Source organism: Xanthomonas citri pv. mangiferaeindicae (assembly GCA_002240395.1).
Taxonomy (GTDB): Bacteria; Pseudomonadota; Gammaproteobacteria; order Xanthomonadales; family Xanthomonadaceae; genus Luteimonas; species Luteimonas citri_A.
Window position 1 is genome coordinate 1,061,767 of sequence record CP016836.1, and the last position, 13,025, is coordinate 1,074,791.

The window sequence follows — 13,025 nt, forward strand, 5'->3', positions numbered from 1 at the left end:
ATGACCTTCCTAACAGCTATGCCAGAGCTTAGAACAGCTAGTAGTCCGCCGATATGATCATGATCCGCATGAGATATTATTACCAAATCAACACTAACAACCTCAAGCCCATGCAGATGATCCAGCAAGGCGCCGCCAGGCGCCGCATCAACAACCACCGTCACACCGCCGTCTCGAACCACTGCAGCGTTGCCGTGTCCTACATCGAGAATATCAATCTGCATGTTTAGCTCAGCCTCCATTCCGAGACAAATAGATCGTCCACAGATTCCGCGCCCAAATTAACGTCGGCAAACATCCTAACCACATCGCCACTGCTCACCGCACGCGACGCGAGCTCATATGCCTTTCCAGCAGAGGGATCAATCTCCATTGTAAACAAATGCGATGGATTCCAAGATGGAACCAGTAGATTAAGGACTATTACCCCGGACCCTTCATACAGCTCCCCGCCCTCAACTCGCAACATGGCACGGTGCGGTTTGCGCTCTTTGATGTAGTTACCCGCCAACTCATCAACGCACACACTTAACGCTACACGCAATATCTCAGAATCAAGCTCAGACGGCGCAACCACCATAGGTATGTATCTGCGATTCTTCCTGATTGGCGAAGGCAAGCTTCCATCGAACCTAGTGCACAAAACAGCCGGGATATTGTTCTTATATAGACTTACACAAACCTCATCGCCGTTAACGTAAGAGTAATTGCTAGTTTTAAGATTATAATCACATATAACCGCATCTAATGACTCCTTAAACGAACTCACCAATGTATCTAGATCCCTGATTGGCCCCTCAACGTCTTTAGCGGCAAGCTCGAGATCGTCTGTCGAGTACCTATATCCCCTCCTGACGTTATCATCATCGTCAATTAGGGCAACCGAATTTATTGATCTATTGCCAACTATAATCGCCATACTCATTTCCCCAGTATTGGCAAAACAACCTTAAACTCCGCACCACCGAGACGACCGCTTGTTTGCACGAATGCCGCCCCTCCTAAATCCCTGACAGTATCTCTAACGATTGTGAGGCCGAGGCCTGTTCCCTCAGGATTAGAAGTGACTCCAGGCAGCCATATTTCTGACACATCAATACCTGTAATCCCTGGCCCGCTGTCATTAACTTCAATTACAACTTTCTCGCCATCCACATCCGCGACAATCTCAATTACTCTGTTCTCTGTCCCACTCGCCTCAAAGATTGAAAGGCAATTGTTTATTAGGTTTGTTATTATGGACTCAACAGCTGCCTCGGAACCTCGAAGGTATGGATTATCGCTCCCTATATCCACCCTTAGCTCCGACCCGCGGGCTTTAAGGAAGGGCTTAAAAAATCTTTCTATTTTTCGGATCGTGGTATAAATATCAACGCGGCCCACACGACGCTTGGCGCTTTGCACAAGACTCAAAGTGGCTGCGCTAAGAATAGAAAGTCCTTTTGAAGCAGTAGCTATATCATCGACAGGACCCATTACTTTAGGAACGTCTTCAGCGGCGACAATTCTTGGAATTCTGGATCGCAATGCTCTTACACTTATATCTATCCGCTTTAGAGGATTCCCTTGCGACTCGTGTGCAAAAGTAGCGGCCGTTATTCCAGCAGTACTTAGTGTCCTGTAGAGCTGAATTTCCTTTCTTAAGGTCTCAGCCTCCTTATCACGCGTTCGCTCATAGCCTCTAAAAGCGGCGCGGAGGGATTCCTGTAGATCTTTTGGTGCAGACGAAAGAACCGCTTCTACTTTGCTTCGCTCGCGAACGGTCTCCTTAGGCGCGTCTTCATTAGCTTTCTTACGCCGCGCTTCAGCCTGCTTCAACCGCCACTTCGCAAACCAACCCAATGCATCTGTCGCGAATCTCTTAACTTCTAAAAAAGTTTCGTCTTCGATAAACCCAGTTCGATCAGTCTTCTGGACCAGTCGATATCTCCGGGACGGAGATATGCTTAGTCTTCCGATTGAGTTGTTCGTACTGGGCCGTTCTTCAGGGTTTCTAGCTCGAGTAAGGTTTAGCTGCAACCAGTCATCGCCCTGATTTCCATACGGAGCAACACGCACTCCTCGCTCGTAAACATGAACTCCGCCAAAGTTCCCAAGCCAGCCTCTTAATTCACTCTGACTAACCTTACCGGTGCTATACCCATCCTTGCTTAGCCTGAAGGCCCATAAGTCAAATACTAGGGCCGGCGCCTCGTACTTTTCCTCACCCCTGAAATGAGCTAGGACCTCGCCGCGCCAATCAAGAACTTTATAATCCACGAAGCCACCATCAACCATGATGGCTTGAAGGTGAAAATCGGCGAACTCAAAGTACTTATTACTTACAATGGAAGCCACATCGTTGTATTCTTCAGCCAGCAATTCAACTTCAAATCCAGAAGATGAGTCTTGGAATGGATTTGAAAGAAGAACAAGCGCTCGGGCCAGCTTTTTAACTTCGGATACGCCGATAGCAGACCGTATTCCTTTTAGCCTAATAACCGTACCCCTCTTCTTTCTTACCTTCTTCCTTGTTATTTCTATGGGTACATTTTCTACTGTTTGAGCGTTGTCATAGTTGGACCAAGCGATTCTAAGCGAGCTCTCCATGCCCTTGCTTTTCGCGGAAACGGAAGAAAGGGTCACCTCATGCCCCATCCTAAGCGCCGCGAGCCGGCCTAGCCCCTTGTTTCCTGCTTGGAATCGACCCTTCTTGGTCTTCTGATCTGAGCTTTTGCTAGAGCTTCCTAGAACTAGCCAACCATTCACTATCTGCTGAGGAAGCATACCAACCCCATCATCTTCAACGACTATCTCGCCACCAGGGGCCAATGTCGAACTCAGCCTGATTTTGCACTTCCTAGCATCCGCGTCGTACGAGTTCTTTACAAGCTCGATAATGCTTTGTTCGAATGTCTGATTAAGCTCCTCACCCAATCTAGCTAAAATCTTCGGAGAAAACTTAAAAGCTGCCTTCACATTCCTTCTCCAAGAGGGATGTTCTCGACCAAGCCCTTCGTCAGATGCCGGCACCTATTTGCACTATTTACCCACAAGTCAACTTCCTGTTGCGCAAGCAAATTCATGAGAATCCTGCATGTCAGAATATTTTTATCGTGCGGCGAAATAACTATTAAATGATTCTCGACAGCCACAGGATCTTCCGCGTTTACTAACGTCGGCACTATCCTTCTGTCATCAGATGGGCTGGAAGTCCTGCGCACGACAACAAAAGGAGGGTCGAAAATTCTTCCTTTAAATCGTCTTTTCCCTAGTTTTACAACCTCTGAATTAGGCGTCGCCCTCGATACGTCTATGTAAGAACACCATCGCCCTTCATTGGGATGTCTATGCGGCACGACAGAGCCAATGCTTACGTCAAATCTGTCGGAGATCTTGGCGGCACCCGGGTTTGACGTATGCCGCGCCCAGTCACCGGTGAGAGCTGAGTTCGCATCCGAAACTCCTTTAATCAAGTGCAATACGAATACATCGACGTCAGCGCTAGCCCCGAAGCTGCCATAGGGATGGATGTCGAGGATCTGACATGAATTTTCGACCAACGTTCGCCAGCGAAGATACCTTGACCCACTCCGGAGCACGTCGGGAAGAATTGCAACTATATGCTGACCAACCTTAGCATTAATAATCAGAGATTCTATGAATACTGCAGCTCTCTGTGTTTTCCCACTTGACCACTGACAATCACGAGAAACAACCACGTTACCAAATGGCGGGTTAGTTACTATAACGTCGATCCGACCAAGACTCTTGGCAACTTTCAGGTAATCTCGATTAACAATATTCTTGAATAACTTTGATAACGAAGCATAGTCATCTACCGCCTCAACTTTGTGAACTCGCGCAGCAAAGGCAGCGACTCGAAGCCGCGTAGCCTCGACGAACTCCGGCTGAAGATCATAGCCATAAATACTCCTTGCAAAGCTACGCGCAGTACTAGCAGCATCATCTTCTGTTGGAAAGTACCTCAAGCAAGCTAGCAATAGATCCCCGGCGCCACACGTAGGATCAGCCACACTAGCTCCAGATATAAGGAGATTCTTTACTCTGCTAGAGACATAATTAGCGAGATTGGAGTTTGAAAAAAAGATTCCGTCGCGCCGGCGTACCAAACGCCCCAATGACATCTCCAAAAATTTTGCAACTTCAGCACTCAGGAGATCCCGAGGCCGTATTGCCATGAGAGGGCGCGCAACGGGCGCTTTTTTCTCTCCATCCTCGCAAGCTGATTCCATTGGCGTCATATTTTCTATTGAAACGATACTATTTATTCCAGACTTCTAGATGTCTAGATTCGCAGGCCTATAGCATCACAGATAATTTTTTGAGAGCCATAGCTTTCCGGTTGATCTATTGCAAAGATTTCTCAAAGGCTAATGCAAAAGGGCGGCCATTAGGCCGCCCTCCCTACTCCAAAGTACACCTATGAAACCTCAAACCCCAACCGGATTCGCCTTCTCCGGATCGATCTTATACAGCTTGATCGCCCTGGCCACATCCTTGCCGGTCATCTTGCCGTCCTTCGCCAGTGCGTCGATCGCCGCCTGGGCGATGTAGTAGCGGTCCACCTCGAAGTGGCGGCGCAGGTTGGCGCGGGTGTCGGAGCGGCCGAAGCCATCGGTGCCCAGCACGGTGTAGGTGTGCGGCACGAAGGCGCGGATCTGATCGGCGAAGGCGCGTACGTAGTCCGTCGCGGCGATCACCGGGCCCGGGCGACCTTCGAGCTGTTCGGTTACGTAGGGTTTGCGGCGGGTCTTGGCTTCGGGGTTGAAGCGGTTCCAGCGCTCGGCGTCGAAGCCGTCGCGGCGCAGCTCGGTGAAGCTGGGGCAGGACCAGATGTCGGCGGTCACGCCGAAGTCTTTGTCCAGCAGTTCGGCGGCGGCGATGACTTCGCGCAGGATGGTGCCCGAGCCCAGCAGCTGCACGCGCACTTCGCTCTTCTTGGCCTTGCCTGCATCCTTGAGCAGGTACATGCCCTTGATGATGCCCTCGGCGGCCTCGGGGGTGACGGCCGGGTGCGGGTAGTTCTCGTTCATCAGGGTGATGTAGAAGTACTCGTCCTGCTGTTCGTCGAGCATGCGCTGCATGCCGTACTGCAGGATCACCGCCACCTCACCGGCGAAGGTGGGGTCGTAGCTGCGGCAGTTGGGAATGGCGCCCGAGAGCAGGTGGCTGTGGCCGTCTTCGTGCTGCAGGCCTTCGCCGTTGAGCGTGGTGCGCCCCGCGGTGGCGCCCAGCAGGAAGCCGCGGGCGCGCATGTCGGCTGCCTGCCAGGCGGCGTCGCCGATGCGCTGGAAGCCGAACATCGAGTAGTAGATGTAGAACGGCAGCATCGGCAGGTCGTTGGTGCTGTAGCTGGTGGCCGCGGCCATCCAGCTGGCGAACGCGCCGGCTTCGGTGATGCCCTCTTCCAGCACCTGGCCGGCCGCGTCTTCGCGGTAGTACATCAGCTGGTCGCGGTCCACCGGCTTGTACTTCTGGCCCTGCGGGGCGTAGATGCCCAGCTGGCGGAACAGGCCTTCCATGCCGAAGGTGCGGGCTTCGTCGGCGACGATCGGCACCACGCGCGGGCCCACCTGCTTGTCGCGCAGGATCACCGAGAGCGACTGCACGAAGGCCATGGTGGTGCTGATCTCGCGTTCGCCGGTGTCCTGCATCAGGCGGTCGAACACCTTGAGCTCGGGCGCCTTGAGGCTTTCGGTGCTCTTGCGGCGGCGCTGGGGCAAAAAGCCGCCCAGCTTTTCGCGGCGCTCGAGCAGGTACTGCACTTCCTCCGAATCTTTGCCGGGGTGGTAGAACGGCACATCGCCGTCCTTGAGCGCGGCGTCGGAGACCGGGATCTTGAAGCGGTCGCGGAACGTGCGCACCGCGTCGTCGTCGAGCTTCTTGGTGTTGTGGGTGGGGTTGAGCGCCTCGCCGGCGCTGCCCAGGCCGTAGCCCTTGACGGTCTTGGCCAGGATCACCGTGGGCTGGCCCTTGGTGTCCATCGCGTTCTGGTAAGCGGCGAAGACCTTGTGCGGGTCATGGCCACCACGGTTGAGGCGCCAGATGTCGTCGTCGCTGAGGTTGGCGACGAGGTTGGCGGTCTCGGGGTACTTACCGAAGAAGTGCTCGCGCGTGTACGCGCCGCCGAAGGCCTTGCAGTTCTGGTACTCGCCGTCGACGGTCTCCATCATCAGCTTCTTGAGCATGCCGTCCTTGTCCTTGGCCAGCAGCGGGTCCCAGTAGCTGCCCCAGATCGTCTTGACGACGTTCCAGCCGGCGCCGCGGAACTGGCCTTCCAGCTCCTGGATGATCTTGCCGTTACCGCGCACCGGGCCGTCGAGGCGCTGCAGGTTGCAGTTGATCACGAACACCAGGTTGTCCAGGCCTTCGCGGCCGGCCACCGAGATCGCGCCCAGGCTCTCGGGCTCGTCGGTCTCGCCGTCGCCCAGGAAGCACCAGACCTTGCGGTCGGTGCGCGGCATCAGGCCGCGGGCTTCGAGGTACTTCCAGTTGCGGGCCTGGTAGATGGCCGCGATCGGGCCCAGCCCCATCGAGACGGTCGGCAGCTGCCAGTAGTCGGGCATCAGCCAGGGGTGCGGGTAGGACGAGACGCCCTTGCCGTCGACTTCCATGCGGAAGTGGTCGATCTGCTCTTCGCTGATGCGCCCTTCCAGGAACGAGCGGGCGTAGATGCCCGGCGAGCTGTGGCCCTGGGTGCAGATCAGGTCGCCCGGGTGGTCGGCCGAAGGCGCGCGGAAGAAGTGGTTGAAGCCCACGTCGTAGAGCGTGGCGCTGGAGGCGAAGCTGGCCAGGTGGCCGCCCAGGTCGCCGGGCTTGCGGTTGGCGCGCACGACCATCGCCATCGCGTTCCAGCGGATGATCGAGCGGATGCGCCATTCCAGGTCGCTGTTGCCCGGCATCTTCGGCTCGAGGTGGGCCGGGATGGTGTTGACGTATTCGGTGGTCGGCGCGAACGGCAGGTGGGCGCCGGCGCGGCGGGTCAGCTCGACCATGTTCTCGAGCAGTTGGTGCGCGCGCTCGGGGCCGCCGACGTCGATGACCGCCTTGAGCGACTCGATCCACTCGCGGGTCTCGGTCGGATCGGGGTCGTTCTGCAGGACGTCGTTCAACCAGTTCATCAGATGTGCTCCAGCGCGGCGCGCGCGGCCGCGTGCAAGGGGTCGTTGTCGAACGGTCGATTCTAACAGGCGCGTTCTGCCGGGCGCGCCGGCCGCGGGGGAGGGACAGCGCGTTCCAGCGGTGCGTCTGCCCAGGTCCGGCTCGCCGACCGGGTCCGGCAGCCATTGCCCGATTGCGGGCGGCCCGGCCGTCCGCCATGATCCCGTGTTCAGGGGAGGATGCGGCATGATTGCGCCCCCCGCCCGCGCCCGAGCCCATCCCGATGCCCCATACCGCCTCGCGTTCCAGCCGTTGGCAGCTGCCCGCGCTCGGGGTGGCGATCGTGCTGATCGTGGTCGGGCCGTTCCTGATCATGCGCGCGGCGATCGGCGAGGCCGACGAGGCGACGCTCGAGGTGGTGCACACCCGCGAGATCCAGACCCTGGTGCAGTCGGTTTCGGCCGACGCCCGCAGCCTGGAGGCCGCCGCGATCGCGCTGACCCGCGGGATCGATTCGCCGCTGCTGCGCGAGCGGATCCGCGATGCGCGCGAGCGGATCCTGCCCAATGTCGAGGCGGTGTTGGAGCTGACCCGGGACAACCCGGCGCAGCAGGCGCGGCTGGGCGCGCTGCGCAACATGCTCGAGCAGCGCCTGGCGCGGATCGACCAGGTGATCGACGCCGAGGAGGCGGCGACCAACCGGCAGATCGACGAGATGATCGTGCTCTACCCGATCCAGCGGCTGGTGATGGACGTGGTGGCCGAGGAAGAGGCCTTGCTGGCGGACCGCAAGGCCGTGGCTGCGCGTGCCAACCGCAATGCCGAGCTGTCGAGCTGGGCGGCGATGGTGGTGCAGTTGCTGCTGCTGGCGGCGGCCAGCTACTTCGCACTGCGCCAGCAGACCGGCCGCGTGGCCGCCGAGCGCCAGGCGCTGAGTGCCAGTAGCCGGGCGCTGGCGGTGCTCGATAGCGTGCGCGAGCCGATCGTGCTGGTCGACAACCAGCAGCGGGTGGTGATGCACAACGCCGCATTCGCCGAGCTCTACGGCGTGGACGACGATGCGCGCGGGCATGCGCTGGCCGAGATCGGCGACGGCGCCTGGCACGATGCCGAGACGCTGCGCCGGCTGCACGACGTGCTGGCGCGCAACCGCGAGCTGTGGGACTACCGCCTGAGCCAGTCCACCGTCGACGGCGTGGAGCGCACGATGCTGCTCAACGCCCGGCGCATGCCGCTGCCCGACCGCGACGATGCGGTGGCGCTGATCACCGCCTCCGACGTGACCGCGCAGAGCATCAGCGAGCGGCAGATCCGCGAGCTCAATCAGCAGCTCGAGGGCAAAATCGAGCAGGTCTCCGACGTCAATCGCGAGTTGGAGGCCTTCAGTTATTCGGTCTCCCACGACCTGCGCGCGCCGCTGCGGCACATCGCCGGCTTCGCCGACAAGCTCGGCCGCCATCTGGGCGAGAACATCGACGAGAAGAGCAGCCACTACCTCAATGTCATCGGCAGTTCGGCGCGGCGCATGTCCACACTGATCGACGATCTGCTGGTGTATTCGCGCCTGGGTCGCAGCGCACTGCGGCTGCAGAGCGTGGACCTGCAGACGATGGTGTCCGACGCACGCGCGATGCTCGACAGCAACGCGAAGGCCGAGAAGCCCGACCACCGGATCGAGTGGACGATCGCGCCGCTGCCGATCGTGGTCGGTGACGAGAACATGCTGCGGCAGGTGTGGTTGAACCTGCTGGGCAACGCGGTCAAGTACAGCAGCGGCAGCGAACCTGCGACGGTCGAGGTCACCTGCCGGCGGCTGGACGACGGCGGCTACGAGTTCTCGGTCCGCGACAACGGCGCGGGCTTCGACATGCAGTACGCGGGCAAGCTGTTCGGCGTGTTCCAGCGCCTGCATTCGGCCAGCGAGTTTCCCGGCACCGGCGTCGGGCTGGCCAGCGTGCGGCGCGTGCTCGGGCGCCACGGCGGGCGGATCTGGGCCGAGTCGGCCCCGGGCCAGGGCGCCACGTTCTTCTTCACCCTTCCCGCCTCCGCCCAGGAGCCGGGCCTTCTGTCCTCACCAGGAAAACAGCAATGAGCGAAATCCGCACCATCCTTCTCGCCGAGGACAGCCCGCACGATGCCGAGATGGCGATCGATGCGCTGCGCGAAGCCAATCTCGCCAACCCGATCGTGCATGTCGAGGACGGCGTCGAGGCGGTGGACTATCTGTTCCGCCGCGGCAAGTTCGCCAATCGCGCCGAGGGCGACCCGGCGGTGCTGCTGCTGGACATCAAGATGCCGCGCATGGATGGCCTGGAGGTGCTCAAGCAGCTGCGCGACCACGAGACGCTCAAGCGCATGCCGGTGGTGATCCTGTCGTCCTCGCGCGAGGAAAGCGACCTGGCGCGCAGCTGGGACCTGGGCGTGAACGCGTACGTGGTCAAGCCGGTCGACGTCGATCAGTTCTTCGACGCGGTGCGCACGCTGGGCAAGTTCTGGGCCGTGCTCAACGAAGTGCCCGAGGAAGAGTGAGCCCGCATGGGAGACGATGAAGGCCATGGCGCGCGGGCTGGACGCCTGCGTGTCCTGATCGTCGACGATTCGCGCGACGATGCCGAGCTGGCCGAACTGGCCCTGCGCGATGCAGGGCTGGCGGTCGAGACGCGGCGGGTCCACAGCGAGGCGGGGCTGGTGGAGGCGCTGGAAGCCTTCGCGCCGCGCGTGGTGCTGTCGGACGTCAACCTGCCGGGGTTCTCGGGCGCGGAAGCGCTGGCGCTCACCCGCCGGCTGCGCCCCGGGGTGCCGGTGGTGTTCATGACCGGCTCGGCCTACGGCCTGCCGGGCGACGTGATGCCTCAGGGCGATGCGTTGGTCCACAAGGACCAGCTCGACCGCCTGCCGGCGGCGCTGGCCGAGGTGCTGGCGGCGGAGGACGGCAAGGCGGAGTGAGAGGGGGCTGCGCTGAAAGCCCCGGCCCCACCCGACACGCTACGCGTGCCGACCTCCCCGCGGTGCGGGGGAGGTGGCGGATTGCGCGATGCACGTGGCTCCTTCCCCGCTTGCGGGGCATTGCGCCCTTTACGGGTGGAAGGCTGGGATGGGGGCGCTTTTCGCGCTGGCGCTGGTCAAGCGGTATACCGCTCAAAGCCCCTGCCCCCACCCGACACGCTGTGCGTGTCGACCTCCCCCGCGGTGCGGGGGAGGTGGCGGATTGCGCGATGGGGTTGGCTCTCCTGCTCCGAGGATGCGACTGCTCGCGCGATGCATGATCAGCGCGCGATGCGCTTCGCTCCTTCCCCCGCCTGCGGGGCATTGCGCCCTTTACGGGTGGAAGGTTGGGATGGGGGTGCTTTTCGCGCCGTATTGGACGAAGCGGCATTCCGCTCAAAAGCCCCGCCCCCACCCGACACGCTACGCGTGTCGACCTCCCCCGCGATGCGGGGGAGGTGATCTGGTTGCGCGATGCGTGCCGATCTCCGTCGCGGTGCGGGGAGGTGGCTGAATCGCGCGATCGCGCACCTCCTCCGCGGTGCGGGAGAGGTGGACTGCCGGTCAGGCGCCTTGTTGCTGGGCCTTGCGGATCTGGGCGTCGACGGCGGCGATGGCGGTCATGTTGATCACGCGGCGTGGGGTGGCCGAGGGCGTCAGGATGTGGGCGGGCTTGTTGACGCCCATCAGGATGGGGCCCAGGGCCACGCCGCCGGTCATCACGCGGATCATGTTGTAGGTGATATTGGCCGCGTCGATGTTCGGGAACACGAACAGGTTGGCGCGGCCGCTCAGTGTGGTGTCGGGCAGCATGCGGCGGCGCAGGGATTCGTCCCAGGCGGTGTCGCCCATCATCTCGCCGTCGAATTCGAGCCGGGGCGCGCGGCGCACGAGGATTTCGCGCACTTCGCGCATCTTGCGGGCGCTGGGGTCGTCGTGGCTGCCGAAGTTGGAGTGCGAGAGCAGTGCGATCTTCGGTTCGATGCCAAACAGCTTCAGCCGGTAGGCGGCCTGGATGGTGCTCTCGGCGATCTGCTCGGCGGTCGGGTCGGGCTGGACGTGGGTGTCGACGAAGAACCACAGGCCCTGGTCGTTGACCACGCCGGTCATCGCCGAGGTGCTCTGCAGGCCGGGGTCGAGCGCCAGCACACTGCGCACGTAGCCGAGCTTCTTGTGGAAGCGGCCGACGATGCCGGTGATCATCGCGTCGGCCTCGCCGCGGTCGACCATGATCGCGGCGATCAGCGTCGGGCGCGAGCGCAGCAGGTTCTTGGCCGAGTCGGGGGTGACGCCGCGGCGCGCGGTCATGGCGTGGTAGTGCTGCCAGTACTCATTGAAGCGCGGGTCGTCGTTGATGTTGGTCAGTTCGAAGTCGCGGCCGGCGACCAGGCGCAGGCCCAGGCGCTTGATGCGCATGTCGATGACGTCGGGACGGCCGATCAGGATCGGGGTCGCCAGGCCTTCGTCGACGACGGTCTGCACCGCGCGCAGCACGATTTCTTCCTCGCCCTCGGCGTAGACCACGCGCTGGCGGTCGCCACGGGCGCGGTCGTAGACCGGCTTCATGACCAGGCCGGTGCGGTGGATGAACTGGCCGAGCTTTTCGCGGTAGGCGTCCATGTCCTCGATCGGGCGCAGCGCGATGTTGGATGCCATCGCGGCCTGGGCGACGGCCGGCGCGACGATGGTCAGCAGCCGCGGGTCGAACGGGCGCGGGATGATGTATTCGGCACCGAAGCTGGGGATTTCCTCGCCGTACGCGGTGCCCAGGTCGCTGGCTTCCTCCTTGGCGAGCTGTGCGATGGCGTGCACGCAGGCGAGCTTCATCGCCTCGTTGATGCCGGTGGCGCCCACGTCCAGCGCGCCGCGGAAGATGTAGGGGAAGCAGACCGCGTTGTTGACCTGGTTGGGGTAGTCCGAGCGGCCGGTGGCGATGATCGCGTCGGGCCGGGCGCGCTTGGCGTCCTCGGGCATGATCTCCGGGTAGGGGTTGGCCAGCGCCAGGATCACCGGACGCGGCGCCATCGTGGCAACCATCTCGGGCTTGAGGATGCCGCCGGCCGACAAGCCGAGGAACACGTCGGCGCCGTCGACGATCTCGGCCAGCGTGCGCGCGGGGGTATCGCGGGCGTAGCGGGCCTTGGCTTCGTCGAGGTTGTCGCGGCCGGTGTGGATCACGCCGTCGCGGTCGAAGGCGAGGATGTTCTCGGGCTTCAGGCCCAGGGCGACGAGCATGTCCAGACAGGCGATGCCGGCCGCGCCGGCGCCGGTGGTCGCCAGCTTGACGTCCTCGATGCGCTTGCCGGCCACTTCCAGCGCGTTGACGATCGCAGCCCCGACGATGATCGCGGTGCCGTGCTGGTCGTCGTGGAACACCGGAATCTTCAGCCGTTCGCGCAGCTTGCGCTCGACGATGAAGCACTCCGGCGCCTTGATGTCCTCGAGGTTGATGCCGCCGAAGGTCGGCTCGAGGCTGGCGATGATCTCTACCAGCTTGTCGGGGTCGCGCTCGTCGATCTCGATGTCGAACACGTCGACGCCGGCGAACTTCTTGAACAGCACGCCCTTGCCTTCCATGACCGGCTTGCCGGCCAGCGCGCCGATGTCGCCCAGGCCCAGCACCGCGGTGCCGTTGCTGATGACCGCGACCAGATTGCCGCGCGCGGTGAGTTCGCTGGCGGCGTTGGGGTCCTTGACGATCTCCTCGCAGGCGTAGGCCACGCCGGGCGAGTAGGCCAGGGCGAGATCGCGCTGGGTCAGCATCGGCTTGGTCGCGCTGACGGTGATCTTGCCGGGCGGCGACAGGCGGTGGTAGTCGAGGGCGGCCTGGCGGAAATCGTCGTTGGACATCAGATTGGTCTTGGCTGTTAAGGAAGCGGGGGCAGGCACGTGATTCTACCCCCGCGCCCGCGCCGGACCCGACGCGGGCGGATGGT

Annotated in this window: 6 protein-coding genes; 3 read left to right on the plus strand and 3 right to left on the minus strand. The window is 61.4% G+C overall.

Annotated elements, in window-relative coordinates; translation table 11 throughout:
- Positions 1-921: 921 nt before the first annotated feature.
- Entirely contained in the window at positions 922-2,958 is a 2,037-nt protein-coding gene (locus BEN78_04525) for a hypothetical protein (GenBank protein ASR44907.1), read from the minus strand.
- 1,475 nt (positions 2,959-4,433) lie between these two features.
- Positions 4,434-7,124, minus strand: a complete 2,691-nt coding sequence (locus tag BEN78_04530) for a pyruvate dehydrogenase (acetyl-transferring), homodimeric type (protein ASR42760.1) — start codon at positions 7,122-7,124, stop codon at positions 4,434-4,436.
- 263 nt (positions 7,125-7,387) lie between these two features.
- Between BEN78_04530 and BEN78_04535 the strand changes: the two genes are divergently transcribed.
- From BEN78_04535 to BEN78_04545, 3 genes are read left to right on the plus strand one after another with little or no spacing between them, the layout of a single operon-like run.
- Positions 7,388-9,196 (plus strand): histidine kinase, encoded by a 1,809-nt coding sequence (locus BEN78_04535; protein ASR42761.1) that lies wholly within the window; start codon positions 7,388-7,390, stop codon positions 9,194-9,196.
- Positions 9,193-9,633, plus strand: a complete 441-nt coding sequence (locus BEN78_04540) for a two-component system response regulator (protein ASR42762.1) — start codon at positions 9,193-9,195, stop codon at positions 9,631-9,633. The genes BEN78_04535 and BEN78_04540 overlap by 4 nt, the downstream gene beginning before the upstream one ends.
- Positions 9,634-9,639: 6 nt before the next feature.
- On the plus strand, positions 9,640-10,050 hold the full coding sequence (locus BEN78_04545) for a hypothetical protein (protein ASR42763.1): 411 nt from the start codon (positions 9,640-9,642) through the stop codon (positions 10,048-10,050).
- Positions 10,051-10,653: 603 nt separating this feature from the next.
- On the opposite strand, the gene BEN78_04550 is transcribed toward BEN78_04545, so the two are convergent.
- On the minus strand, positions 10,654-12,939 hold the full coding sequence (locus BEN78_04550; GenBank protein ASR42764.1) for a malic enzyme: 2,286 nt from the start codon (positions 12,937-12,939) through the stop codon (positions 10,654-10,656).
- Positions 12,940-13,025 lie beyond the last annotated feature (86 nt).

Bases quoted from the DNA above. Each gene is read 5' to 3' on its own strand.
- BEN78_04530 (ASR42760.1), bottom strand. From the start codon at position 7,124: ATGAACTGGTTGAACGACGTCCTGCAGAACGACCCCGATCCGACCGAG.
- BEN78_04535 (ASR42761.1), top strand. From the start codon at position 7,388: ATGCCCCATACCGCCTCGCGTTCCAGCCGTTGGCAGCTGCCCGCGCTC.
- BEN78_04540 (ASR42762.1), top strand. From the start codon at position 9,193: ATGAGCGAAATCCGCACCATCCTTCTCGCCGAGGACAGCCCGCACGAT.
- BEN78_04545 (ASR42763.1), top strand. From the start codon at position 9,640: ATGGGAGACGATGAAGGCCATGGCGCGCGGGCTGGACGCCTGCGTGTC.
- BEN78_04550 (ASR42764.1), bottom strand. From the start codon at position 12,939: ATGTCCAACGACGATTTCCGCCAGGCCGCCCTCGACTACCACCGCCTG.